Annotated in this window: 19 protein-coding genes and 3 pseudogenes; 12 read left to right on the top strand and 10 right to left on the bottom strand. The window is 58.8% G+C overall.

Annotated features, from left to right (window positions below; all coding sequences use genetic code 11):
* Nucleotides 1-41: 41 nt before the first annotated feature.
* Nucleotides 42-263 (top strand): annotated as a pseudogene (locus ACODSV_RS22930) (transposase domain-containing protein); the annotation flags it as partial.
* 22 nt (nucleotides 264-285) lie between these two features.
* Here ACODSV_RS22930 and ACODSV_RS22925 read toward each other — a convergent pair.
* The 6 genes and pseudogenes from ACODSV_RS22925 to tnpA all read right to left on the bottom strand — a co-directional run.
* Nucleotides 286-1,283 (bottom strand): annotated as a pseudogene (locus ACODSV_RS22925) (sensor histidine kinase); the annotation flags it as partial.
* Nucleotides 1,273-1,935, bottom strand: coding sequence for a response regulator transcription factor (locus tag ACODSV_RS22920; protein WP_034138749.1), 663 nt, complete (start codon nucleotides 1,933-1,935; stop codon nucleotides 1,273-1,275). The pseudogene ACODSV_RS22925 and the gene ACODSV_RS22920, both read right to left, overlap by 11 nt.
* Nucleotide 1,936: 1 nt before the next feature.
* Nucleotides 1,937-2,515: a plasmid pRiA4b ORF-3 family protein gene (locus ACODSV_RS22915; protein WP_034138748.1), complete on the bottom strand. Its 579-nt coding sequence runs from the start codon at nucleotides 2,513-2,515 to the stop codon at nucleotides 1,937-1,939.
* A gap of 3 nt (nucleotides 2,516-2,518) precedes the next feature.
* Nucleotides 2,519-4,024 carry an IS66 family transposase gene (tnpC, locus tag ACODSV_RS22910; protein WP_169897758.1) on the bottom strand — a complete coding sequence of 502 codons (1,506 nt, stop codon included), beginning with the start codon at nucleotides 4,022-4,024 and terminating at the stop codon, nucleotides 2,519-2,521.
* Nucleotides 4,025-4,061: 37 nt separating this feature from the next.
* Entirely contained in the window at nucleotides 4,062-4,406 is a 345-nt protein-coding gene (tnpB, locus tag ACODSV_RS22905) for an IS66 family insertion sequence element accessory protein TnpB (protein ID WP_034138746.1), read from the bottom strand.
* Nucleotides 4,403-4,780: an IS66-like element accessory protein TnpA gene (tnpA, locus tag ACODSV_RS22900; RefSeq protein ID WP_158276045.1), complete on the bottom strand. Its 378-nt coding sequence runs from the start codon at nucleotides 4,778-4,780 to the stop codon at nucleotides 4,403-4,405. Before tnpA ends, tnpB begins: the two co-directional genes overlap by 4 nt.
* Nucleotides 4,781-5,427: 647 nt before the next feature.
* Between tnpA and ltrA the strand changes: the two genes are divergently transcribed.
* The 4 genes from ltrA to ACODSV_RS22880 all read left to right on the top strand — a co-directional run bounded on the left by ltrA (nucleotide 5,428) and on the right by ACODSV_RS22880 (nucleotide 10,379).
* Nucleotides 5,428-6,714: a group II intron reverse transcriptase/maturase gene (gene ltrA, locus ACODSV_RS22895; RefSeq protein ID WP_173668939.1), complete on the top strand. Its 1,287-nt coding sequence runs from the start codon at nucleotides 5,428-5,430 to the stop codon at nucleotides 6,712-6,714.
* Nucleotides 6,715-6,935: 221 nt separating this feature from the next.
* A complete protein-coding gene (locus ACODSV_RS22890; RefSeq protein WP_023082848.1) occupies nucleotides 6,936-8,894 on the top strand; it encodes an LTA synthase family protein in 1,959 nt (652 codons plus the stop codon).
* A gap of 55 nt (nucleotides 8,895-8,949) precedes the next feature.
* Nucleotides 8,950-9,699 carry a phosphatase PAP2 family protein gene (locus ACODSV_RS22885; RefSeq protein ID WP_034138744.1) on the top strand — a complete coding sequence of 250 codons (750 nt, stop codon included), beginning with the start codon at nucleotides 8,950-8,952 and terminating at the stop codon, nucleotides 9,697-9,699.
* On the top strand, nucleotides 9,699-10,379 hold the full coding sequence (locus ACODSV_RS22880) for a dual specificity protein phosphatase family protein (RefSeq protein WP_023082845.1): 681 nt from the start codon (nucleotides 9,699-9,701) through the stop codon (nucleotides 10,377-10,379). The genes ACODSV_RS22885 and ACODSV_RS22880 overlap by 1 nt, the downstream gene beginning before the upstream one ends.
* A gap of 157 nt (nucleotides 10,380-10,536) precedes the next feature.
* On the opposite strand, the gene tnpC (ACODSV_RS22875) is transcribed toward ACODSV_RS22880, so the two are convergent.
* The 3 genes and pseudogenes from tnpC (ACODSV_RS22875) to ACODSV_RS22865 all read right to left on the bottom strand — a co-directional run.
* Complete coding sequence (gene tnpC / locus ACODSV_RS22875) at nucleotides 10,537-10,899, bottom strand: Tn3 family transposase post-transcriptional regulator TnpC (RefSeq protein ID WP_034138743.1); 363 nt, start codon at nucleotides 10,897-10,899, stop codon at nucleotides 10,537-10,539.
* A complete protein-coding gene (locus ACODSV_RS22870; protein ID WP_034138742.1) occupies nucleotides 10,896-13,913 on the bottom strand; it encodes a Tn3 family transposase in 3,018 nt (1,005 codons plus the stop codon). Before ACODSV_RS22870 ends, tnpC (ACODSV_RS22875) begins: the two co-directional genes overlap by 4 nt.
* A 151-nt stretch (nucleotides 13,914-14,064) precedes the next feature.
* A pseudogene (locus ACODSV_RS22865) lies at nucleotides 14,065-15,624 on the bottom strand (methyl-accepting chemotaxis protein); the annotation flags it as partial.
* A gap of 343 nt (nucleotides 15,625-15,967) precedes the next feature.
* Between ACODSV_RS22865 and ACODSV_RS22860 the strand changes: the two are divergent.
* From ACODSV_RS22860 to ACODSV_RS22850, 3 genes are all read left to right on the top strand, one after another.
* Nucleotides 15,968-17,416 (top strand): APC family permease, encoded by a 1,449-nt coding sequence (locus ACODSV_RS22860; protein WP_454843657.1) that lies wholly within the window; start codon nucleotides 15,968-15,970, stop codon nucleotides 17,414-17,416.
* 78 nt (nucleotides 17,417-17,494) lie between these two features.
* Nucleotides 17,495-18,925 carry an aldehyde dehydrogenase family protein gene (locus tag ACODSV_RS22855; RefSeq protein WP_454843658.1) on the top strand — a complete coding sequence of 477 codons (1,431 nt, stop codon included), beginning with the start codon at nucleotides 17,495-17,497 and terminating at the stop codon, nucleotides 18,923-18,925.
* Between the two features lie 3 nt (nucleotides 18,926-18,928).
* Entirely contained in the window at nucleotides 18,929-20,254 is a 1,326-nt protein-coding gene (locus ACODSV_RS22850) for an alginate export family protein (protein WP_024075462.1), read from the top strand.
* Nucleotides 20,255-20,264: 10 nt separating this feature from the next.
* On the opposite strand, the gene ACODSV_RS22845 is transcribed toward ACODSV_RS22850, so the two are convergent.
* Nucleotides 20,265-21,023 (bottom strand): IclR family transcriptional regulator, encoded by a 759-nt coding sequence (locus tag ACODSV_RS22845; protein WP_024075461.1) that lies wholly within the window; start codon nucleotides 21,021-21,023, stop codon nucleotides 20,265-20,267.
* A 248-nt stretch (nucleotides 21,024-21,271) separates the two neighbouring features.
* Between ACODSV_RS22845 and ACODSV_RS22840 the strand changes: the two genes are divergently transcribed.
* Genes ACODSV_RS22840 through ACODSV_RS22825 form a run of 4 tightly spaced genes read left to right on the top strand, consistent with a single transcriptional unit; the run spans nucleotide 21,272 to nucleotide 26,190 of the window.
* Nucleotides 21,272-22,813, top strand: coding sequence for an acetolactate synthase large subunit (locus ACODSV_RS22840; RefSeq protein ID WP_454843659.1), 1,542 nt, complete (start codon nucleotides 21,272-21,274; stop codon nucleotides 22,811-22,813).
* Between the two features lie 11 nt (nucleotides 22,814-22,824).
* Nucleotides 22,825-24,315 (top strand): aldehyde dehydrogenase family protein, encoded by a 1,491-nt coding sequence (locus ACODSV_RS22835; RefSeq protein WP_024075459.1) that lies wholly within the window; start codon nucleotides 22,825-22,827, stop codon nucleotides 24,313-24,315.
* Nucleotides 24,316-24,342: 27 nt separating this feature from the next.
* Entirely contained in the window at nucleotides 24,343-25,137 is a 795-nt protein-coding gene (locus tag ACODSV_RS22830; protein WP_024075458.1) for an SDR family NAD(P)-dependent oxidoreductase, read from the top strand.
* Between the two features lie 12 nt (nucleotides 25,138-25,149).
* Complete coding sequence (locus ACODSV_RS22825; RefSeq protein ID WP_041160939.1) at nucleotides 25,150-26,190, top strand: WD40/YVTN/BNR-like repeat-containing protein; 1,041 nt, start codon at nucleotides 25,150-25,152, stop codon at nucleotides 26,188-26,190.
* Nucleotides 26,191-26,193: the final 3 nt, after the last annotated feature.

Genomic DNA, 26,193 nt, shown 5'->3' with positions numbered 1-26,193 from the left:
TTCTTAGGGGGTTGGACGCGGGCAACCGCGTCTGACTACCCGACAACCAGATCCGACCATGGGCCCTTGGACGCAAGAACTGGCTCTTCGCCGGGTCGTTACGCAGCGGAAAAAGGGCGGCGGCGATCATGAGCTTGATCCAGTCTGCGCGGCTGAATGGCCATGATCCGTACGCCTATCTAAAGGATGTTCTCACGCGTCTACCGACGCAGCGGGCGAGTGAAATCGAGCAGCTGCTTCCGCATAAGTGGCAGCCGGTTTAATCACGCAAGACGTGTTGCCCGGACGCATACGGTTGGCCATCACCGCGTTGAGAAAAGTAGGATTGTAGCGACCATCATCCGTACCCTCTTCAATGCACTGGAAATCCAGTTTTTTTCTCCGAGCATTGGGCCCCAACGCTCGGCTTGCTCGGTGGCCACCTTGGCTAAACTGCTACTCGCGACAAAGGCTGTCTCATTAGCTTTATCTCTGGCTAGTTGCAGGAAGGTCTGGACCAGCTCGCGCATCTCCTTGCAAGCCCGGTCTATACGTTCAATCTGCACACGCTCGCGCTGCTCAAGCTTCACCTCTGCAAGCAACTCACAGGAAGTGGCAATGATCATGAGTGGGGTGCGCAATTCATGGCTGACATCACTGGTGAATAGCCGTTCACGCTCCAGTGACTGACGCACTTGGCCCAACGTGCTGTCAAAGGCAGCTGCCAGTTGACCAATTTCGTCATCAGGGTAATCGGGAGCAAGTGGCGGAGCCAAAGAGTGCAATTGGTCGCGATGACGCACCTGCTGAGCCAAGCGACTGATGGGCGCCATCACCTTACGCGCCATGACTAGCCCGAGCCCCCATGCGGCTGCGATGGTCAGTAGAAAGCCTGCTAGTACAACATCGAATAGAACTTGCTCACGGGCCTCGAACTCGTGTTGTTCTTGCACCAATAGATAGGTCTGATTGTTGATTTCCTGGACATAGACATAGAACGCCTCATTGCCATCGACGACCTCATTGAAGCCTTCTTCCAGATTTGCATACTGCTCGGGAATGGCATATTCGGAATGGCTAGAGGCGAAAAATCGGGTACTAGAGTCCAAACGTGGTGGCCGACCTCGATTGATATCCTGGTGCAGCACGGTATTCAGTTCCCGCTGTAACTCCTCGGAAACCAGATGTTCTTCGACAAAGTGCACCACCGCTACGATGCCTATGGAAAAGATGCCGCTTACCATTACGGTCATCAATACAAAGGCAAGCAGGATGCGCCGTGCAAAAGGTTGTTTAGATACCATCAGTTTTCTCCGCAAGGCGGTAACCAACACCATGCTGAGTATGCAGCAGCTCTGTATTGAAGGGTTTATCGAGAACCTGACGGAGTTGGTGGATATGGCTTCTCAAGCTATCGCTATCGGGGCAGTCATCTCCCCAGAGCGCTTCCTCCAGTACTTCGCGGCGTACCACGGCCGGGCTTTTCTGCATCAACACAGCTAATAACTTTAGACCAATGGGATTCAGCTTGAGCGGTCGGCCTGCTCGACTGACATGCAACGTATCTAAGTCATAGATCAGATCCGCTACTTTCAATTGGCGTTTTCGGCTGCCTTGGCTGCGGCGCAGGATCGCCTCGATACGCGCGACTAACTCGGATAGGGCAAAGGGTTTGATCAGATAGTCGTCAGCTCCGACGTTGAGGCCGTGCAGCCGGTCGTCAAGCGCATCACGGGCAGTCAGCATAAGGATTGGTACCTCGCTCTGGCCATCCTCACGCAGGCGTTTGCACACCTGATAACCGTCGATGCCCGGCAGCATGATGTCAAGCACGATCAAATCGTAGTGCCCCGTGCTGGCTAGGTGTAAGCCGCTCAAGCCATCCTGCGCGCAGTCGACGCCGAAGCCCTTTAGCTGCAGGTAGTCCGTAAGCGTCCGAGCTACACCGCCTTGCAACTCAAACCTTAATCCGTTTAAACCACTGGTTCACGCGCTCGCACTCAAATGTCACCGGATCAAAAACATCGCCATGCCATTCAACCATGGCGTCATGCTCTGGATGATCGGGGTTGCCCATCGCCTCCAGAAACTCCTCGTAACCAGGTCCGCCACCCACGTCTTCCGGTGGGCAAGCATTGGCGCCGTCGATGCAGTACGGCACCTGAGGACAGGCAACAGCGGGTAGCGTTTTTTCGACCTTGATACTGTGATGCCAGCTGTCACCAAAGTCGTAGAGATAATTGAATGTCCGCTTTCCGCTCAGCGCCTTGATCAGCGTTTTACGGGCTTCCGGGTTCACCGTCGGCCCCCAACCATCAGGGTCGGGCATGCCGTAGTTCTCACCGGCAATTTCAAACTCATGTAGATGGCTATCACTCCATCCCATCACGACCTGGATGACATGGTGCAGCTTGCCCAAGGTGATGTTTTCAGGCACTGCGAACCGACGCCAAATCTTCGGAGTGATCCACTTCAGCTCGATGTGCAGCAGTAACAGGTCGGGGGCGGGTTTGGGTAAACGGACAGTTTTAACCATGGATCAGGCGGCCTCGCAGTGTTCAGTGTGATTCAAAGAAATGTTCCAAGGCAGCAACTCGCTCACCCGATTGATCGGGTGTTCGGCAATGTGCTCAAGTACGTAGGCCAGATAGGCCTGTGGGTTTAACCCGTTTAGCTTGGCAGTACCCACCAGGCTGTAAATCGCAGCGGCTCGTTCTCCGCCGGCATCGGAACCGGCAAACAGGTAGTTTTTGCGGCCCAGCGCGACGGCGCGTAGCGCCCGTTCGGCGGCGTTGTTGTCGATTTCGATTCGGCCGTCATTGCAGTAGCGCGTTAAGGCCTGCCACCGGTTGAGGGCATAGAGGATTGCACCGCCCAATGCCGACTTTTTCGACAGTTGAGTCAGCGTCTGATTAAGCCATGCGTGCAGGTGCTCCAGCAGCGGACTGGCCCGACTTTGCCGAACCGTTTTTCGCAGGTTGGGCGGCTGCCCTCGGATCTCGCTTTCGATGGCATACAGGGCTGCAATCCGTTGCAGCGCCTCGGCGGCAAGGGGTGAAGCCAAGTCTTTGTAGACATCGTAAAACTTGCGCCGGGCGTGAGCCCAGCATGCAGCTTCCTCAATAGTGCCCGTCGCATACAGCTGAGCAAAACCGGCGTAGCCGTCAGCCTGCAAGATCCCGCTAAAGCCCTTGAGATGAGCGCGCGGATGTTGCCCCTTGCGATCCGGCGAGTAGGCAAACCAAACTGCCGCCGGTGTCGAGTCACCCGCAGGTCGGTCGTCCCGCACGTATGTCCACAGGCGAGCCGTTTTGGTCTTGCCGCTGCCCGGCGCGAGCACGCCAATCGGCGTGTCGTCTGCATGGACTTTGTGACCGCTCATGACGTGGTGCTCAAGGGCGTTGATCAGCGGCCTGAGCAATTGACTGCTCTGGCCCACCCAGTCGGCCAGGGTTGAGCGCTCCAGCTCCACGCCCTCACGGGCGTAGATCTCGGACTGCCGGTACAGCGGCAGATGATCGACAAACTTGGAGACCAGCACATGGGCCAACAACCCCGGGCCTGCAAGGCCTCGGGCTATCGGACGACTCGGCGCCGGCACCTGGGCGATGTGCTCGCAGCAGCGACAGACCCACTTCGGACGGACATGGCAAATAACTTTGAAACGTGCCGGAACGTACTCCAGCACTTCGGACACATCCTCACCCAAATAGCGAAGCTTCCCACCGCAGCCCGTGCATTGCGACTCGGGCTGATGCACGTGAGTTTCGCGAGGCAGGTGTTCGGGCAATGGTTTGCGGCGCGAAACTGCGCGAGGGGCCGGTTCGACTGGCGGTGTCATTTCGGCTTGGCTGACTTGCAGCTCTTCAAGGCTCAACTGGAGTTGATCGATCATTGCGTCCAGTTGCTCGGAGCTGCGACCGAACTGCGTACGACGCAGCTTGGCGATCATCATTTTCAAGCGCTCAATCTCTGCCCGCTGGGCAGAGACCAGAGTCTTCAAGGCTTGAAGATCGTTCGGCAGGGAGTCGGTCACGAGAGTCATGAGCGCATGTTACTGGGGATTTTTTCAGCGCGGCAAGTCAGACCGCGAGGACAGGCGCTGTACGAATTGGCCTGCGCCAATCAATGCCTTCCAACAGCATCGATAACTGCGCAGGCGTCAGCGACACGCTGCCGCTGGTTGCTTGCGGCCAGACGAAGCGCCCTTGTTCCAACCGTTTGCAAAACAGACACAAGCCGTCGCCATCCCACCACAACAGCTTGATCCGGTCACCGCGCCGTCCGCGAAAGGCAAAGATCTGACCGGAAAACGGGTCGGCTTCCAACTGTGTCTGCACCAGTGCCGCTAAACCATCGAAGCCACGGCGCATATCCGTGACGCCGGCGGCGATCCAGATACGGGTTCCAGCGGGCGGGGCAATCATCGCAGCAACTGCTGCAAGACGAATTGCAGCGTCTGCGGATCGGGTGCGCCCATGATACGCAGCTTGGCTTTTCCGACCTCAACTGCGATCTCGGAATGACACTCCGCCTGTGGCTGGACGACGCGCGGCAGATCGATTGGCGCCTCCATCACCTGGACGGGCAAAAGCGTTGCGCTCTGGCTGACGGTACCGAATACCCCTTCCTGATATTGATGCCGCCAGCGAAACACCAGGTTGGCATTGACGTCATGCTCACGAGCGATCAACGACACGGAGGCGCCAGGCTGGAGGGTCGCCTCGACGACTTGGCGTTTGAACGCCAGCGAGAAGTTGGGGCGGCGGCCAGTTCGACGGGCTGGGGCAACAGTATCCAAGATAGTGTCCACAAAAAAATGGTGTCCACTATCTTGGCTAATTTGGAGGGCTGTCAGGAGAGGGTGCTGGCCGGACGGTTAGAGCGCCAGTTAAAGCTGGCAGAGGATAGTCGATGAAAGTTCGATACTGGTAAGAAATGGCGAATCAACCAGACCCCGAGTCATGCATGTTGCACCGTGAGGTGCAGGGTGAAGCGTTGACAGGGGAAACCGATGGGCCAGCCATTGAGCCGCGTAATCAGGAATTCGGGATGCCGATGCTGTTAACCGAAGCAGAAGGCAATACGGAGCATGGCGTTATACGCCAGTCATGCTCTGATCCCGCGCGGTCGGAGACCCTGTGCACGTCGGGAAGTCCTTTGCACAGAAACTGGGAGATCTCAGCGGTGCCCGGTGCGCAAGCACCGGGCGGAGGAGGAAAGGCCAAAAGCCGTAACCCTGCTGCCTACGTCGCTGAGAAGTCGGATACGTCCGTAGTACCTGAGAAGCCATCGAACAAGGGGCCAAGCCCTGCGGAGATAGTGGAGGAAAGGGACGTAGCCAAGGGAAACACCGACACGTCCCCCGCGCCCCGGACACAGAGTCGGATCAGTTGCGCGTCGATGGGACTTGAAGGTGTACGTGAAGCAGCCCGAAGGAACAAGGGCATGCAGTTCACGGCATTGCTGCACCACATCACACCGCAGTTATTGGCGCAGAGCTTCTATGCCTTGCGCCGCGATGCAGCGGTGGGCGTGGACGGCATGTCGTGGCGAGAATATGAGGAAGGTCTTCTCCAGCGGGTGACCGATTTGCACGCAAGGCTCCACAGTGGAGCCTATCGGGCAACGCCATCGCGGCGGGTGTACATTCCCAAAGCCGATGGCAGGCAGCGCCCGTTGGGCATTGACTCTTTGGAGGACAAGATTGTACAGCAGGCGGTTGTTACCGTTCTGAATGCGATCTATGAAGAGGACTTTCTTGGATTCTCGTATGGGTTTCGACCGGGCCGCAGTCAGCACGATGCGCTGGCTGCGTTAACGGTCGCGCTGAAAAGCCAAAAGGTGAACTGGATACTTGATGCGGATATCACGTCGTTCTTTGATGAGATCGACCATGAATGGATGCTGATGTTTCTGGGACACCGAATTGCAGACCGGCGCTTGCTCGGGCTTATCTGCAAATGGCTTCAAGCGGGCGTTGTGGAGGATGGCCGTAGGGTGGCTGCGACCAAGGGGACGCCCCAAGGCGCAGTGATATCGCCGCTGCTGGCGAATATCTATCTTCACTACGTGCTGGATCTATGGGCAAGGCAGTGGCGCGAGCGCCACGCCCGTGGCGATGTGATTGTCGTGCGCTACGCGGATGACAGTGTGGTGGGGTTCAGGACGAAAGTGCAGGCCCAGCAGTTTCTGGTGCAGTTGCAGGAACGGTTGGCCAGGTTCGGCCTATCGCTCAACGCCTTGAAAACACGACTGATCGAGTTTGGTCGTTTTGCTGTGACGAATCGCAGGAAACGAGGTTTGAGAAAACCGGAGACTTTTGATTTTCTGGGTTTCACCCACTGTTGTAGTGTCAGCCGACGCGGTGACTTCCAAGTACTGCGACTGACTGTCAAAAAGCGTATGCGTGCGACGCTTCTTGCTATCCGTGAGGAGTTGAGTCGCCGGCGTCATGACCTTGTCCGGGTTCAAGGGCAATGGCTCAAACGTGTGGTGAGCGGTTACTTCAATTACCACGCGGTACCGGGGAACCTGATACGTCTTAGCGGTTTTCGTTTGGCGGTATGCCGTCTCTGGCGGCAAGCCCTTAAGCGACGCAGCCAGCGTAATCGGCTTCAATGGTCACGGTACGGACGCCTTGCCGATCTCTACATCCCGAGACCTAGAAATGCACATCCTTACCCTGAGGATCGCTTTGCGTCACATACCCGAGGCAGGAGCCGTATGCGGTAGTTCCGCACGTACGGATCTGTGCGGGGGGCGGCAGGTAACTGCCGTTCCTACCGCGACCGGTAGTCCAGCACATTGGCCAGGATGTCGCGGTTGTCTTCGATGACCAGAATACGCATCGGCTGATTACTCTTTGATTTTGACGCTTTTTTCACGTCGCTTTGACAGGCTACTAACAGAGGCAAATGCAGACTGCGGCCCGTTCATCCAAAAAGGATCATACGATGCCCCAGCTTCATTATGCGCAAATTCGCTACTTATCCATCGTCGTGCTGGCGTGGCTAACGGTATTCACTCTGACTCGGAGCCTGTTGCTGGTTAGCCACCTGGCAGATGCGAATATCAGCATTTCGAACCTTATGGGCTTGTATGCCATAGGGATGATCTACGACTTGAGCTTCCTGCTTTACGCGACCTTGCCAATGGCGCTTTACCTGCTGCTTTGCCCGCGCGCGATTTGGCAGCAGCGCTGGCACAAAAAGTTTATGGCCAGCGCCATGGCCCTCAGTCTATTCGTCATGCTGTTCACTGCTGTTGCGGAATGGCTGTTTTGGGACGAATTCGGCGTACGCTTCAATTTCATCGCCGTCGACTACCTGGTGTACTCCGAGGAGGTGATCAACAACATTCTTGAGTCCTACCCGATTTACCCCTTACTGGCATTGCTCGCCATCTTGGCCATTGGTCTGACATTCATCCTTCGCCGCCCCCTAGCAGCTGCCTTGGATGCCCCACGCATGGCACCTAAGCAAGCTTTATATAGTCTGGGTGTTTTGCTCTTGCTGGCCGGGCTTAGTAGCGCTTTTGTTGGGCAGAACTCCCCCCGTGGAATAGGTGGTAATGCCTATCAGCGCGAGCTGGCGAGCAATGGGCCTTTCCAGTTCTTTGCTGCGTTTCGGAATAACGAACTGGACTACCAGCAGTTTTACTCGACCCTGCCGGAGTCCGAAGTCGCCGGGTTGTTGCGAAGCGAGGTGAGCGAGCCCAATGCCCGTTTCATAGGCAGTGATCCGCTAGACATTCGCCGTGAAATCGATAATCCAGGGCAACCAAAACGCCTGAACGTAGTACTGGTGACCATCGAGAGTTTGAGTGCCAAATACTTGGGCAGTTTCGGTGACAACCGCGGATTGACCCCGAATCTGGACGCGCTACGCAAGCAGAGTCTGGCATTCAGTAACTTTTACGCCACGGGTACCCGAACTGACCGTGGCCTAGAAGCCATCACCCTGTCTATTCCACCAACGCCGGGGCGTTCGATCGTCAAGCGTATTGGTCGTGAAGCTGGTTATGCAAGTCTAGGTCAGCAGTTCGCCGCCCAAGGGTATGACAGTGCATTTCTCTACGGCGGGCGTGGTTACTTCGACAACATGAATGCTTTTTTTGGCGGCAACGGCTATCGCATCGTTGACCAAAGCAGCGTGGCCGAGGCGGATATTGCTTTCAAAAACGCCTGGGGCATGTCGGATGAAGACCTCTATAAACAAGCCCTCAAAATTGCAGATGCCGACCATGCAGCCGGCAAACCTTTCTTCCTGCAATTGATGACCACCTCAAATCATCGACCCTATACCTACCCTGAAGGTCGCATCGACATACCTTCCGGTGACGGTCGCGAAGGAGCGGTGAAGTATACCGACTACGCCATTGGCCAACTCCTTGCCCAAGTGCGGGAAAGACCCTGGTTCAAGGACACGCTGTTCGTCTTCGTCGCCGATCACACTGCAGGCAGCGCCGGTAAGGAAGATCTGCCGGTGGCCAACTACCACATCCCGCTGTTTATTTACGCTCCGGAACATATCGAACCTAGAGAGTTCACCGATGTTGTCAGTCAGATCGACCTGGCTCCAACTTTGTTGGGCATGCTCAATATCGACTATGTCTCAACGTTTTTCGGGCGCAACGTGCTGCGAGAGGATCGCACTGCTGGGCGCGCTCTGGTTGGTAACTACCAGCACCTAGGACTGTTCGATGGCAATAATCTGGCCATTCTCAGTCCAAGGCGTGGCATGCGCAAACATGAAGACGCATTGGGGTTGAGCCATGAGTCGATCATTGGCACCGATGACGGGCTGCTGCGTCGCGATATCGCCTACTACCAGGGTGCTAGCTATGCCTTTCAGAAGGGACTTATAGCTTGGCGGTCAGGGTTACTGCCAGATGAAAAGTTGGGCCTGCGTTAACCCACTCATGCATTACAGGCACCGCCTGGCGGTGCTTTGATTTGGAGCTACTGAAATGACGGCCGACCGCTCAGAAAGCGCTTCTCGGTACTTTGATTTCCGTCTTGCGATAGGTATTCCATTAGGGCTTATGGCCTTACTGTTGTTGCTTGACCCTAGTGGAGTTGATTTCGCTTTGGCAGAACTGTTTTACGAGCCGGGCCAGGGCTTTATCGGTCGTCACAGCTTCTGGCTGGAAGACATACTCCATGACCGGGCGAAGCAAGCTGTTATTTTCGTGGGCGTAATGGCCATTTTCGGTTTCGTACTAAGTCTTATGCCAACCAGGTTAAGTCCCCTTCGTCGTCAACTAGGTTACCTGGTACTGGCATTGGCTTTATCAACCAGTATTGTCACTCCGCTGAAAACAATGACTGGCGTGCACTGTCCATGGAGTTTGAGCGAGTTCGGGGGAGCAGAAACTTTTACACCTTTGCTTAGTGAGCGCGCGCCAACCGAAAAGCCAGGGCGCTGTTGGCCAGGGGGGCATGCCTCGGCAGGGTTCTCTCTGTTGGCTCTGTTTTTCGCACTGCGCGACAGGCGTCCTCGCACCGCTCGCATTGCTTTAGTTGTTGCGTTGGGACTGGGAGCCGTGTTTTCGCTAGGACGTATGATGCAGGGCGCGCATTTCCTCTCGCATAACCTGTGGACCTTGTTGTTCGACTGGCTGATCGGAGTGCTGTGCTACCGGTGGATTCTCTATAAAGCGCCACAACCAATGCAACTGTCTCAGCTTGCGCCTGATTTAGCGGGAAGACAGAACTGATGCAAGGTCTTCTATGGTTTCTTCGCCTGTGCCTGGCAGCGCTGGTATTGGTCGCTGCATTGGTAGCACTGCCTGTTAGCATGGCCTGGAGTGCCGCGCCTACAATTCAGAGCCTGGCTGGCGAGACTCGGCCACAGAGTTGGGCGGAGCCGCTAGATGAGCGGTTGAACCTGTATCGGATACAGCCAAATCTCTATCGCAGTGCCTTGCCTGATAATGAGGCTGAACCGATGCTCAAAGAACTGGGCGTCACGACAGTGATCAATTTCTATCAACGTAGCGACTCAGCTTGGCTGCATGATCCAAAAATGCGCCAGATTCACCTGCCATTCCATACTGACAGAGTTGATGATACGGATGTGATCGCAGCATTACGGAGCATTCGACAGTCACAAGAGCTCGGTTCTGTGCTGATTCACTGTAAGCATGGACAAAATAGAACTGGCCTGATTGCGGCTCTATATCGCATCGTTTATCAGGGCTGGAGCAAGGAGCAAGCTCTGGCTGAAATGCGCGGTGGCGGCTTTGGCGGTGAGCAGCGATTAGACGATGCCGAACGATACTTGCAACAAGTCGATATAGAGCAACTTAAGATTGCACTTGAGGGTGGAGCTTGTAGTACAAGTCCATTGGCCTTGTGTGCGATGAAGGCTTGGATAGTCGATATGCTTAAAGTGTAATGCCAGTAACGGCATACCGAACGGTAGCGTGACGATGCAGAGATCCCAAGCTATATTGCAGTTTCATCCGTGTGCCCCTCTTACTATGCCGCCTACGGGCGGCTTTTCTTTTTCAGGACTCAAACCTGCACCGAGTTTGGCTTGAACCCAACGCCAGCTATCGTTCATGGCCTGGAACAAGATCACCCAACGGTGCAATCGTCATCTGAGCAATGCGTATCCAAGAACTCAGCGTTTCGAGATCTAGCCGTACCGATTCGGCCGCTTCCCAAATGCTGACATTCTCAGTTGGGACTGTCGGTACGACGCCCTCGATTACCGTCAGCGCCATTGCATGCAACCGCAGTAGCTCGTCGCGCATGTCATTAATTCCACCCAACTCTGCCAGACATGCATCCAGTCGGCCAACCAACTGCAGAAGCCGGGTGGTGTCGAAGTTCGCTCGCAGCCTTTCCAGTGCTACAGAATCCACTTCGCCGTAAGGAGTAGTCTGAAAAGACGCCGGCGGAACCTCAATCATGTTGCCTCCTCGGCATCGGCCTTGCTGGCCGTATTGACTCGTAGCAAGCCGGCAGCCTGCTGGAATACCGAATCCTTGATCCAAGGCTCCGGTGGCCGATTGAGCTTGAGGTTGAACTCGCCAAAGCGTTTGACGTTGCTGGTCAGGTAGGGACTTAGGAACGACACGTCCTCATCAGTAAACTGCCAGCCCTCGCGGGCCAGTTTCTGCAGGATACGCATCATGTCCACAGTGTTCTGCAGGATCACCGACGAGGCCACCATGTCGTTGTAGCGCAGTCGCTTCTGTTGCTCGTCCGGATCGTTCTCAGCAATCACATCGCCGCCGAAGGACAGCCACTTGGAGAATCCGTTGTAGGACTCGATCTTGTTGGTGTTTGCCGTGACTTCCTGGCGCAGCTCGCGGCTACCGATCCAGTTGAGCAGGAATATCGTGCGGATCACGCTGCCCAGCGCCTGTGCCGCGTGGTAGAGCTTGTTGCGCCTGCTGTAGGAACCGAGTTTTCGCAGCAGCATAGGCGAGGAGATTTTGCCGGCCTGGATTGATAGCGCGACCTGCATCAGATCCTGCCAGTGGGTTTCGATCAGGTGCCAGTCGGCAGTGTCGGTGAACAGGCGGTTGATGTGCTTGTATGATACGCCGCGATCCGGCCGGCACATCACCAGGTCGCGCCAGTTGCGGATACGCGGCATCAGGTTGATGCCCAGCAGATGGGTGAAGGCAAACACCGTGGCCGACTGCCCTTGGGTGTCCGAGTACACCGTATCGGGTTCGACGCTGAGGTCTACTTTGAGTAGCCCCTCGATCACATAGATCGCCTCCCAGATACCCGGCGGGATGAAGTGCTGGAACACGGCGATGTAGTTGTTGGCCACATGCCGGTAGGCCACAGCCCCCATTTTGCGGTAGCGGAAGTGGTAGCCGGCCAGCAGATTGTCGTCATAGAAGTCGAACTGCGTACCGTCCGCGGCCACCGCCTTGCCATCGCCCCAGAGCTTGGGCAGATCAAGTTGTAGGTAGAGTTCCACCAACTCGCGGTTGGCCTTGTCCAGCTTCTCCAGCGAGAGGTGACGACGATTCGTGTAGGACAGCATGTGTGGCGTTACATTACCGGCCAGATGCCGCGCGGCCTGGTTAGGGCCTAGGTTGCAGCCCATGGCGAAGATCGTCATCAGGTAGCGCTCGGCAGGCTCTTTTAGCTTCGGCTCGTTACCGGACATCGGCCCGAAATGCCGAGTGAACTGAATCCAATGCTCGATGTTGGCCATGATGTCGAGCACATGCCTGGCCGGCATGCGCTGCATGAGCGCAGTCTGTAGCGAGATAGCCGAAGGCGGGATATCTCGAGCGGTCACTCGGCGGAGAACCGGCTCGCCGGTTTCGTTGATCGATACGTCCCCTCGGCATGATGGGAATTTCTCGTCTAGTTGCTGCGCTGTTTCCTCAAGCTGGGCCTTGAGAGAGGCTACAAACTCCTTCGCTGTACCAGGCAGCCCCATTTTTTCGCAGTAGGCCGGTAGTCGCTGGAGACATTCTTCCCAGGGCAGCAATTGCTTGCGATAGTCGGCGAAGGATTCCGACCCTTGCACGCACATGTCGCCGGATCGCAGCTCGCTGGCCAGGTAAGAGAAAACGCAAACCTCCAGATAGCGCCGGTTGGTCGGTGGCCCCTCACTGGCAGGACGGCGAACGACCTTGACCCAGCGCTCCGACGCGAACGACAAGTCCACGTACTCGTCGATCCATTCGCGGTGTAGATTCTCGCTGTCCTGGATCAGTTGAAGTGCCTGAGTCAGCGACCGATCCTGAGTCGTGGGCTCCAGTTGGAGAAGATGGCTGAGACGGAACAATAGCGAGCGATGGGATCTGAAGTGCTTCCAGATAAGTGGCAGGTAGTTATTACCGCCGGTAGCTTGGACTTCGGCGCAAGTCTCACGCAACCGATCCAGATTGCCATCGGGGGAGAGGTATTCCCGAATCAGGCTGCCTGCTTCCTGATCATCCGGTTCTTGAACCAGAATTTGCACCACGCCGTCTAGGGTCGCCGCCAACTGCTCCAACTTCTGTCGTTGTCGTGCCTGGATTTGCTCCAACTCCTCCTTGGCGCGTTTATGAATCGTCGAAATCCGTCGGATGAACATCTCGGCCAGGTGATCTCGTGTCCGCACACGCATGCGGTAGATCAAAGCCAGCATCAGCGTATAGCGCTTCGGTAGCGAGCAGTCCTTCAGCTCGGAGACGTCCGATGCTGCTGCCTGGGCAGCGAAGTGGCGGATCTTGGTATCGACGATGCCCTCAAATATAGCGTCGAGATTCCCGAAGCTTTCCAGCCAGGCCAAGTGATCAATCAGTACTTCCAAGTGCTTGCGGGAGGGCTTCTTAGGCGCCTGTTTCAGCGTATTGAAATCGCTTTGGCGCCGACCGAAGTCGGTTTCGAGCAGCTCCTTCAGCTTGTAGATCACCTCGATTGGGGCGCGAGTTACGACTAGGTTGAAGGTAACTTCCTGGGCACTCGCCAAGGCGGTTTCTGCGAGGTTGTTGAGCGTCGAATAAGCCGGAAGCTCATAGCCACGCTGAATCAGCTCATCAAGCATGGCATTGATGAGATCGACTCGCTGCTCAAGAACTACAGCGCAGTCACGTGCGATCTGCTCAGTAACCGCTAGCCCGTCGCTGCTGTAGAAGGGGGTAACCTGCAGGTACTGCCGTACCGCTGCTTGGTGCCGGTAAAGGGTGCGGGGGTTGCTATAGCGCGGAGCTATTCGTGCGCCGTAGCGGAGGCATTGCCGGACATGGCTAATGAGTTCCTGAGGTAGTTCCTCGAACGGAACGAAATAGTGTAGCTGCTGGAACACCTTTAGCTGGATTGCCAGCCCAATCGATAGCGCTGGACTCTTAGCGGTGTTGTTGACCCATTCGATCTCTGAATCAGACAGGGAATAGCTTCGATGAAGCTCCTTGGCCGGTAGCTGGCTGGGCAAGCTAGGGTAGGCTGTTCTTTCCACCGATGCCATTGAACACATCCCCCAAGCGAGGCAAAAGCATCAGCATAGACGTCTAGCCAGACGGTGGTTGATCAGTAAGTCATGAGGCCTAGAATGACATTTCAAATCATCGACTTACAGAACGAATGTCCTAATTTTTGCCTTATCTCGGCATAACCCCGATGACGTCCAGTACCTGGCCGATCTGGGCGCTGCTATGGGCCAGCGCGTTGACTTTTTGGAGGGTGGTTTCCAGGCGCTGATCAAGGGCCTCAATGCCGCGCTCGGCGGTTGAGAACACCGCCTGGCCTGATCGGCTCGCGCTTTCTGCGGTGGTAGCTGCGTTGGCGGCGCTGTGGGAGTGACGTGCCACTTCCTGGGCGCTGGCGCTCATTTCGTGCAAAGCGGTCGCCGCCAGCTCGACTTCGCGGTACTGACGCTGCATGCCAACACTGACTTCGCGGGCAATGCCTGACGATGTATCGGCGCTGTTTCGGGTGTCCATCGACGCGGTCTGGATATCGCGAATAATGGGCTGCAACGTGTCCAGGAAGCGATTGACCCCAGTGGCCAAATGCCCCAACTCGTCGCGCCTGCCGGCGGGCAGGCGCTGGGTGAGGTCGCCGTCACCTTCGACAATGGCATCGAGCAGCTCGGCCATTTTGATCAATGGACGTGTCACGCCGTAAGCGGCGAGCCAGATCAGCAGCATACCCAGGATGCTGGCAAAAATGCCCAAGCCCAGGTTGAGCCAGTTGGCCTCGCGGCTTTTAGCGTCCAGTTCGCTTTGCATCAGTCGGGCAGACGCCTGCACCCGTGCTTGCGCAACCTTGATCTCCAGTTGCCAGGCCGGGTTGCCCGCCACGGGCTGAAGGGGCTGGCGTATATCGAGCGTGTCCCCCGAGACGTTGCCGCTGCGTCCTGCCACTTGGCCCGCGGCCGACATAATGGTGACTTCGTTGTTGCCCTGGTACAGGTCCTGACCGAGGTCGGCGGCCAGCTTCTGTAGGGTGTCGAGGCTAATATCCATGCCCACCACGCCGAGCACTTTGCCGTTGACGATCAAGGGGATGGAAATGCTGCTCATCAGGGATTTCTGGCCTTCCACTTCGATGGTGTACGGCTCGACCACACACACCCGTCTTTGTGCTTGAGGGCAAGCGTACCAGGCGTTTCCCGGTTCGCTGCCGGGGGGCGCGGTGTTCGCGGCGATTTGTGCCTCGCTCAGTACCTCTTGCACCAGTTGCCCCGGTTGACTCTGTGACCAATACAGCGCGAAGCGCCCGGTTTCATTGCCTGCCATGGCGCGTTGGTCGCGCCAGGCGGCGTCAGTGCCGGCCAACGCATCCGGCAGCATGATGACGTACAGGCCGAGCACTTTTTCGCGCTGTTTCAGGGCTTCACGGGCGCTGCTGATCAGGGCTTCGCGCAATTGCGCGACCGTCAGGCGACCGTTGAGCGTTTGCTCGCGCAGTTGCAGAACCTGTTGCGCAAACCCTTCGCCATACAGCGCGGTTTCACTGAAAAAACGCTCCACCTGTTGGCCATGCGCCATGGCCTGGGCCTGCAAGCGCTCCAGCGCAGCGTGGGCGAGCAACTCGCTGCTCTGCTCTTTAAGCAGCTTTGCACTGGCTTGATTCTGATACGCGCTGGCGCCAATCAGGGCCGCCACTACTGTCAGCAGGCAGAGTCCGCTGAGCAGGGTGATACGCCATTGAATGGTGAGGTGAGCTAGATGCATGGTCGGGGCGTCCTACAAGTGGGCTTCGCGATGATGGGCTGGGGGGCGAGCCCTCATTCTTATTCTGGTTGCCGGCATCCGGGCATAGCACGGCTGAGGCTAGGTTGCAGGCATGACAGGCCAGGCGGCTATCCCAAATCGGCAACTGCGCCGGGATTGAGCGTGCCGCCTCGACCTGTTTTGGGGCGGGGCTTCGGATGCTACCGATTTGGGATAGCGAGCGGCTCAAGGGCGGGCATAGGATCAAATTCAGCGCGCAACTAAAACAAAACGCTAACCGGTGCCGATGCGGTGTGGTCGGGCCAACCCTAAAGCGACTGCCTCATAGAATAAGGTCAACAACATGAGTGTATCTATCCCGGTCAACAGCTCCACGGAGCTCAAGCGTGGTGCCCTGGGTGTGGGCTTCATTATCTTTTTCGTGATTTCGGCGGCGAGCCCGCTGAGTGTGATCGCCGGCGGTTTCCCCATCGGCATCATGCTGGGCAACGGTGCCGGTACCCCGGCCTTGCTGATCCTCGCCTTGCTGGTGCTGCTGGCGTTCTCGGTGGGCTACACCACCATGTCGCGCCACGTGACCAATGCCGGTGGTTTTTATGCGTTCACCTCCCGTGGCCTGGGTGGCCTGGCGGGCGGTGCCGCCGGGGTGCTGGCGATGTTTGCCTATAACATCCTGCAGGTCGGGTTGTATGGGATGTTCGGCGGGGTAGTCAGCGGCACCATGGAAGCCGCCTTCGGCCTGGTGTTGCCCTGGTGGGCTTACTCGCTGATGGCGATGGCGAGCATCGCGATCCTGGGCTATCGCAAGATTGACCTGTCGGCGCGGGTGCTGTCGGTGGTGGTGATCGCCGAGTACCTGGCGATCCTGGTCCTGGACTTCGCCATTCTCAAGTCCGGCGGCGACAGCGGCATCAACTTGGACTCGTTCAGCAGCAGCCATGTGTTCAGTGGCACGCCGTCAATCGGCCTGCTGTTCTGTTTCGCTGCCTTTATCGGCTTCGAGGCCACGACCATCTACGGCGAAGAGGCCAAGGACCCCAAGCGCAGTATTCCGATTGCCACCTACTGTTCGGTGTTGCTGATCGGTGGTTTCTACGCGTTGTCGGTGTGGTCGATGGTGGTGGGCGTGGGTTCGGACAAGATCGTGCCGCTGCTGCAATCCTTGCAGGACCCGACCACGTTTATCTATGGCATGTCCGACCACTTTGTCGGGCCGCAACTGACCCAGATCATTCGCGTGCTGTTCATGGTCAGTATCTATGCCGGCCTGTTGGCCTTTCACAACGCAGCAGCGCGTTACTTCTATGCCATCGGCCGTGACGGTTTGTTGCACAGTTTGCTGGGCACGACCCATCGCGTGCACCAGAGCCCGCATATGGGCTCGGCGTTGCAGAGCCTGATCGCTGCGGTGGTCGTACTGATTTTCGCCGCGATGGATGCTGATCCGATCCTGCAACTGTTTGCCTGGCTGTCCAACCTGGCCACGCTGTGCGTGATTTTGTTGATGGCACTGACCTCTGTGGCGGTGTGCGTCTACTTCCATCGCCATCCCGAGCTTAACGTCGGGCTCTTGCGCGGACGTATCCTGCCCGGTTTCTCGTGCCTGGCGCTGTTCCTGGTGCTGGTGCTGGCGGTGGTGCATTTCGACGTGCTGACCGGTGCCAGCCAACTGCTGTCATACAGCCTCTGCGCGATTATTCCCGCAGCCCTGATCATCGGCATCGTGCTCGCCGCGCGGCTGCGAAGGATCTCCCCGCAACGGTTTCTCGCCTTGGGCAGCCACAAGCTCTAAGAACGCTCCAGTTAATCAGACAATTACCGCCTGTCGTTGCTCGACAGGGTGGGTCTGCACGTGAAAGGAAGGTTTCAAATGCACAACTACAAGATGCTCATCGATGGCGCTCAAGTGGCCGGCGAACAAGGTCAGTTTGACGTGATCAACCCGGCCACGGGTGTCGCATTTGCCCAATGCCCGGCAGGATCCCTGGGGCAACTCGACCAGGCAGTCAACGCCGCGCAGCAGGCATTCAAAAGCTGGCGCCACAGCAGCCACCCTGACCGCTGTGAGCGTTTGTTGGCGATTGCGGCGGATATCGAGCAGGAGGCCGATTCACTGGCCCGGCTGATTGTGCTGGAGCAAGGCAAACCGCTGGAGCTGGCGTTTTCCGAGGTCATGGGGGCCGCTGCCTGGACCCGCTACGCGGCCGCTCAGGAGATCGCGGTGGAACTGGTGGAGGAAACCCCCACGCAACGCGTCGAACTGCACCGTAAACCCTTGGGTGTCGTGGCGTCGATCACACCCTGGAACTGGCCGTTCATGATCGCCGTCTGGCACATCATGCCGGCGCTGCGTGCCGGTAACTGCGTGATCAGCAAACCGTCGAGCCTGACGCCGCTGAGCACCTTGCGTCTGGCGCAAATCATTGCCCGTCACGTGCCTCAGGGCGTGATCAACTGCGTGACCGGTGAGCAGGGCTTCGGCAGTGCGATCACCTCGCACCCCGGTATCCAGAAGATTGTCTTTACCGGTTCTACCGCTACCGGGCAGAGCGTGATGCGTGGCGCCGCCAGCAACCTCAAGCGCCTGACCCTGGAGCTGGGCGGGAACGATGCGGCAATCGTATTGCCAGGAACGTCGGTGGAGGCGGTGGCCGAGGAAATCTTCCAGGCGGCCTTTCTCAACATGGGCCAGACCTGCGCGGCCCTCAAGCGCCTGTATATCCACGAGTCGCAGTACCAGGCCTTTGCCGAGGCGCTGACGCACATTGCCGCGCGCCAGGTGGTGGGGGATGGTCTGGAGGCCGGTGTGACCTTCGGGCCCGTGCAGAACCTTGAGCAACTGGAACTGGTGGAGGCATTGGTCGCCGACGCGCGGGCAAACGGTGCACGGGTGTTGTGCGGCGGTGCGCGCCTGGATAAGCCTGGGTTTTTCTATCCGCCCACGCTGGTTGCGGACGTTACCGACGGGCATCGCCTGGTGGACGAGGAACAGTTTGGCCCCGTGCTGCCCTTGATTGCTTACCGGGACGTGGGGGATGTGCTGCGCCGCGCCAATGCCGGTGACATGGGGCTCGGCGGATCGGTCTGGGGACCGGATACCGAGCAGGCCCAGGCCTTGGCCAGTCGCCTGGAAAGCGGGGTTGCGTGGGTCAATTGCCACGCACAGATCCAGCCGAACACGCCGTTTGGCGGCAGCAAGATGTCGGGGTTTGGCGTCGAGTTCGGCCTTGAGGGGCTGCTGGAGTTCACCGGCCAGCAACTATTGTTTGTGCGCAAGTGCGCCACTGAACAAGGCGTTTGAACCATGCACACTCCAACACGTTATCCCGTATTCGGTTGCACACTGGTGTGCACCTTGGCACTTGGCGTCATCCATCCAGTGCACGCCTATGAGTTGTACAGCGATGAGGGCCGGCATCTCAATGCCGACATGACCGCCGTGTTCGGCATGTTCAACAGCCGCAAGAACTATGACGGCACATCGGGCGGTTCCACCTGGCGCGAAGGTTTCATCAAATATGGATTGAGCGGCGACCAGTCCCTGGCCGGCAATGGCACTGCCTATGGGGCTTTCGCCCTGGTCAGCTCCGCCACGTGGGGTGATGGTGATTCGGGGGGCAATAGCGTCGGTACCGAGCGTACAACAAAGATTGAAGACGCCTACCTGGGCTGGCGCTCCGGTGATCTGTTTCCGCTGTTGGGCAAAGACGGCGTGGATATTTCCGGCGGACGCCAAGTGGTCAAGGTCGGTCGAGGGTTCCTGATCAACGATGACGGCCTGAATCCGGGCAAGGGCCCGGCCGATGGCAGCTTGAACCGTGGTGGCGCTTACTACCTGGCGGCCCGGCACTCGTTCGATCAGACCGCCGTGTTGCGCCTGGGTGGCCAGGATGGCCTGCATGGCAGCGTGTTGTGGCTCAAGTCGGACAACCGCATCCAGGCCGAGACCGAATTGGCCGCCGGCACCCTGGATTACACCGCCCAACCGGGGACGCTCGGCTTGACCTGGGTGCATGGCCTCGACGTGAACGATCAATGGGCCAGCGACTTTCAGCGCCAGCGCAAGGGCATGAACATCTACAGCGTGCGCGGTGAAGGCGATGCGGGTATCAAGAACGTCAGCCTGGCGTTCGAGTACGCCTGGCAGGACAAGGATACGGGGCCTGAGAAGGCCTGGTACGGCGAAGCCGGCTACACCTTCGCGGATACCGCCTGGGCCCCCAAGGTGACTTATCGCTACACCCGCTATTCGCAGAACTGGGACGCGCTGTTCACCGGTTTGAGCACGGGCTACGGCACCTGGTTCCAGGGCGAAGTGGCCGGCAATTACGCCGGGCCGTTCAACACCAATACGCGCATCCACCATGTCGGGTTGAAGGCAACCCCACTGGAAAACCTGAGCCTGGGCGCACTGTATTTCGATTACGCCACCGTGCGTAAAAGCAATGCGCTGAACCTGGATGGCCGCGAGTTGGACGTGTATGCCGAGTGGGCCGTCAACCCGCACTTGATCATCACCCCGCTGGTGGGGCTCTACAAACCCAACCAGGACTCGACCACCGGTGGCAATCAAGTCGGCGGCAATGGCACCAACCTGTATAGCCAGTTGTCGGTGGCCGTACCGTTCTGAGCGTGACGGGCTAGGCCGTGGTGCTGCTCGGCGGGTTGCGCATGTTTTCGGCAATGCGCCGGGTGGTATCCATGACCATTTCGATCACGGTTTCCTGGCGCAGCAGCTTGAAGCTCTGGCTGCTGCCGACGGCGGACAGGCTGCCGACCACCTCGTCCAGGTCCGCCTGGATGATCGGCGCGGCGATACCGGTCAGGCCCAGGTTGAGTTCGTCATGGGTCAGGCAGTAACCGTCCTTGCGGATTTTTTTCGCGGCCTTGGAGAAGCTTGCCCAGTCATACGGGCTGTCCGGGTCGTTGGCCATGTGCTCGTCGAACAAGCGTTGCAGGCGGCGGCCTTTCTGGAAGGCGATCAGAACCTTCGATTGCGCCCCGCGGAAAAACGGCAACGGTTGCCCGCGCCCGAACGCAAAGTGATAGGTGTCGGTGGGTTCGGCGATATAGGTGTTGATGATGCGCCCGTCGTAAAACACGCTGGCAAACACCGCCAGGCCCGTTTGTGCGGACAGCTCGTGCATCAACTCGCGTCCGGCGATAAGGATCGGGTCGTACTGACGCATCATCCAATCCAGCTCAATCACACGCGGCCCCAGGCCGTAGCTGCCGGCGTCCACGCGGGTGAGCATACCGGCGTCACATAAGTCCTTGACGTAGCGGTACACGGTTGCTCGTGACAGGCCCATGCGCTCGGCGATGGTGTCGGGTTCGATCTTCAGCGTCTGTGGACCAAACAGGTCCAGGATACTCAGCAATTTGCTCAGGCTGCTCATTGTGTTCCTAAAAGAAAGGGAAGGGCGGTTGTTGCGTACCGGCAGGGATCCGGCCACCCACGCGAGCCCCAAGCGCTGGAGCAACACTACCTCAGTGAGAGAAAAACGCAATCTTGGGCAGGTGTTTTCCCCGATTAAAATTACATTTATCTCAATTATTGAGAAATACACTAATAAAATGCTTGTTGCTCGTAGGCTTTTGTGTGATAAATCTCATCACTGCAAATGCTCAAGCAAGAGGGCTGAAAATGAATGGTGCGCAACTGATAGTGAATGCGGCAGCGGCAAGCGGTATCGAGTACTGCTTCGCCAACCCCGGGACCACCGAGATCCCCCTGGTGGCCGCCATGGCCAGCGCACCTGCTCTCAAGCCGGTGCTGTCGCTTTTCGAAGGGGTCTGCACGGGCGCCGCGGACGGCTATGGCCGTATCGCCGGCAAGCCGGCGATGACCCTGACGCACTTGGGCCCCGGCTTTGCCAATGGCATCGCCAACCTGCACAACGCGCGTCGGGCCAATACGCCCATCGTTAACGTCATCGGCGATCACGCCTCATGGCATGTGAACTACGACCCACCGTTGGCGAGTGACATCCAGGCCTTGGCCGGCACTGTCTCGGGCTGGGTGCGCACCTCGCGCACGGCGGCAGGTATCGGTGAGGATTTGCAGGAAGCGGTACGCGCGGCGTGGCAGGCCAAAGGTCAGATCGCCAGTTTGATTTTGCCCATGGACCTGCAAGCTCACGCGGTGACGCACAACGGTGTGTTCGCACCGTTGCGCGCGCCGGTTCGCCGATTTGCCGGTGACCGGGTCGAGTCCGTGGCGCAGGCATTGCGTGACGGCAAGCGGCTGGTGTTTATCGTCGGCGATGAGGGTTTGTCGGTTGCGGGCCTGGAAGCGGCGGGGCGCCTGGCGCAACTGCCGGGTGTACGCCTGTTTGCCGAGACCTTTCCGCGCCTGAGCTACCGTGGCGGTGGTTTGCCGGATCTGGATCGCCTGCCGTATTTCCCGGAAGTGGCGATTGAAATTCTTGAGCAGTACGACCTGGTCGTGTGTGCTGGCGTGCCCGAGCCCATCAGTTACTTTGGCTACGAAGGCATCCCGTCGCGCCTCGCCGAACGTGAGCGCCTGCTGACGTTGGCCGAAGTCGGTGACGATGTCGCCGGCGCGCTGACGGCGTTGGCCGATGCCCTCGATGCACCCGCCTACGTACCGACCCCGGAGGTTATCGAACTGCCGCCCGGCCACGCCGAGTTGACGCCGCAGTCCATCGGCCAAGTGCTGGCCGCGTCACTGCCCCACGACAGCATTGTCTCGGTTGAAGGCGGCACCTGCGGTTATCCCTTCTTCACCGCCTCCGCCCGTGCCGCGCGGCATCGGGTATTGACCAATACCGGTGGCGCGATTGGCCAGGGTATTCCGGTGGGGTTCGGCGCCGCCTTGGCGGAACGCGGCAATAGCGTGTTCTGCCTGCAATCGGACGGCAGTGCGCAGTACACCATCCAAACCCTGTGGAGCATCGCCCGCGAGCAGTTGCCGGTGGTGATCCTGATTGCCGCTAACCATCGCTACGCGATTTTGCAGAACGAGTTGCGTCGTTTCGGCATGACCGAAATGGACCCGCAAGCCCTGCGCCTGACCGTGCTCGACAGCCCGCGCATTGACTGGAAAGCCCTGGCAAAAGGCTACGGCGTACCGGCCTGCACGGTGCAAACCAATGCCGAACTGCAACGGGCACTGGCCAATGCCAAGGCCGACGGTGGTCCTTGCCTGATCGAAATGGCGCTGTGAAGGAGTCGATGATGAAACAGTTCGAAGTGCTACCCGCTGTCCAGGCCTTTCTGTCCCAACCGGGCCGCTTGTTTATCGGCGGCAGTTGGCAGGACGCGGCCGCTGGCCGACGGTTTGCCGTGGAAAACCCGGCGACTGAAGAAACCCTGACCGAAGTCGCCCAAGGCGATGCGCGTGATGTGGATGCAGCGGTCGCCGCGGCTCGCGCCGCATTCACCGGCGCCTGGGCGCTGCAGTCTCCCGCCCAGCGCGGCCTGTTGCTGTTCCGCCTGGCGGACCTGCTGGACCAGCACCGCGAGGAGCTGGCGCAGTTGATCACCCTGGAGAACGGCAAGCCTATCGCTGCCGCTCGCGGTGAAGCCGCCAGTGCGGCAACCATCCTGCGTTACTTCGCCGGTTGGCCGACCAAGATCGAAGGCAGCACGCTGCCGGTATCGCCGGCCAGCGGCGCGCCGATGCTCAACTACACCTTGCGTGAGCCGGTAGGGGTCTGTGCGCTGATCGTGCCGTGGAACTTCCCGCTGAACATGTGTGTATGGAAGCTCGGCCCAGCGTTGGCGACCGGTTGCGTGGCGGTGCTCAAGCCTGCCGAACAGACCCCGCTGGTGGCGATTCGCTTGGTGCAGTTGATCGAGACCGCCGGGTTCCCGGCCGGGGTGGTCAACCTGATCACCGGCCTTGGCGCCGAAACAGGCGCGCCGCTGGCCCAGCATCCCGATATCGACAAGATTGCCTTTACCGGCTCGACCCAGGTCGGCCGGCTGATCGCGCAAGCGGCCACCAGCAACATGAAAAAAGTCTCGCTGGAACTGGGCGGCAAGTCGCCGAACATCATCTTGCCGGATGCCGATATCGTGCGCGCCGCCAAAGGTGCCGCCGATGGGATTTTCTACAACCAGGGCCAGGTCTGCACCGCGGCCTCGCGGTTGTACGTGCACGCCAGCGTGCTCGACCAGGTGTTGGAAGAGCTTGAGCGACATGCCGCCGCCCATGTGCTCGGCAACGGCCTGGACCCGGCCAGCAGCATGGGGCCGCTGGTGTCGGGGCGCCAACTGAGTACGGTCAAGGGCTACCTGCAACGCGGCCAGGAGGAGGGCGCCGAACTGATCTGCGGTGGCGATCGCCCAGCCCACCTGGAGCGCGGCCACTTCATTGCGCCCAGCGTTTTTCTTGACCGCGCCGAGCGTGCCTGTGTCGCCCGCGAAGAGATCTTCGGGCCGGTGCTGACCGTCATGAGCTGGACCGAAATCGACGACCTGGTGCTGCGCGCCAATGATTCGCCATATGGCCTGGCGGCCGGCCTGTGGACCCGCGACCTGCGCTCGGCACACCGCGTGGCGGCGCAGCTCAAGGCTGGCTCAGTGTGGATCAACTGCTGGAACGTGGTCGACGCGGCATCGCCGTTCGGCGGCTACAAGCAATCCGGCTGGGGCCGGGAGATGGGTAAAAACGTGATCGATGCCTACACCGAGACCAAGAGTGTGTTTGTCGATCTGGCCTGAACTGAATAATCACAAGAGGTAATTGCTATGGATCTGGAATTGAAAGGCCGCGTGGCCATTGTCACCGGTGGTGGTATGGGCATCGGCAAGGAAGTCGCACGTTTTCTCTCCGAGGAAGGCTGCAAGGTGGTGATCTGCGCGCGGCGCATGGCGTTCCTGCAACTGGCGGCCGAAGAAATCAGCGCACAGACCGGCAACGAAGTACTGCCGCTGTTCTGCGACACCAATGACATGAAGGCTGTGTCGGAGATGGTCGAGGCGGCGTACGCGCATTTCGGCCGTATCGACATCCTGGTCAACGGTGCCGCGGCGCCATCCGGTGTCGTGCGCAATGACATCGAGCACGCCGGCGACGATGAGCTGCTGTCGGATCTCAACACCAAGGTGATCGGTTACTTCCGTTGCGCCAAGGCCGTGACCCCACACATGAAAGCGGGCGGCTTCGGTCGCATCATCAACATCGGCGGGCTCACCGGGCGCAGCAGCAAGGTGTTGTCGGGCATGCGCAACCTGGCGATCGCCCATATGACTAAAACCTTGTCCGACCAGCTCGGCCCTTCGGGCATCACGGTCAATCTGATTCACCCTGGCGTGGTGGACACCCCGCATATCCAAGAGCTGTACGAGCGCGAAGCGGTCAAGCAAGGCAAGACTGCGGAGCAGGTCGAACAGGCCTACATCGACGCAACGCCGATTCGCCGCACCCTGGCACCGATTGAAATGGGCTGGTTGATTGGTTTCCTCGCGTCGCCCAAGGCCGCCGCTGTGACGGGCGAGTCCATCGGTATCGACGGTGGTTTGACCCGTGGCATCTATATCTGAGGAGCATCTGTGATGAGTAACGGAACCCTTTTAGTCGCCACCGTCGGCCAAGCGGTGATCCGCAGTGCCGACGACGGCAAGAGCTGGCATCGCCTGGGCCTGGGGCAGGACCTGGAGTTCGACGCGATCACCCGTTCGTTGAGCATGCACCCCGACGCGCCGGAAGTGATCTATGCCGGCACCGATATCGGTTTGTGCGTCAGCCATGACACCGGCGGGCACTGGCAGCAGGTCGACTCACCGTTCAACGGCGAGACCGTCTGGAAGGTGGCGGTGGATCCCCAGGATGCACAGCGGATTTTCGTCGGCACGGGTGCGCCTTCGCGCGCTGTGCTCTGGCGCACCCTGGACGGCGGCACCAGCTGGGATCGCGCCCCGGTGGAGATTCCCGAGTTCTGCGACGGCGTCAGCCGTCCACGCCTGCTGGCCTTCGCCTATGACCCCACCGACCGCAACCAGGTGTGGTTCGGCCTGGAGGAGGGCGGGTTGTTTCATTCCCGCGACGGCGGTGACAGTTGGGCACGCATCGATGACCGGCTGCTGTGGGACTACAACTCGGACATCCACAACATTCTGGTACTGCCCAACCACGGCGAGAAAGTCATCGTGGTGGTCTGTGTCAATGCGGTTTATCGCAGCCTGGATGAAGGACTGACCTGGACCGGCATTATCGGCCGGGAAGCCTTCGGCCTGTACTACATACGCGCCATGAACGCGCCGTTGGGCACACAGAACGAGCTGTACCTGAGTATTTCCGACGGTACGCCGGGCACCACCAGCAAGATTCTGGTCTCCCGTGATGCCGCGCTCAGTTGGACCGTGCTGCCGCTGCCACAGCAGCCCAACTCCTGCGTCTGGGCGATTGCCTTCAACCCGGCCAACCCGCGCCAGATCGTGGCGGGCACCAAGTACGGGCATTTGTTCACCTCCGACAACGGCGGTGACGGCTGGCAGAAGCATTGGCGGGAATTCAGCGAGATCGCTGATGTGCTCTGGACGCCTGCGGTTGCGCAGATCAAGTCCGGGCACCAATCCATCGTCAAAAAACACTGAGGA

The organism is Pseudomonas sp. FG86 (genome assembly GCF_057808775.1).
Note: the sequence above shows the minus strand (reverse complement) of the source record. Positions and strands in the feature narration are given on the sequence as shown.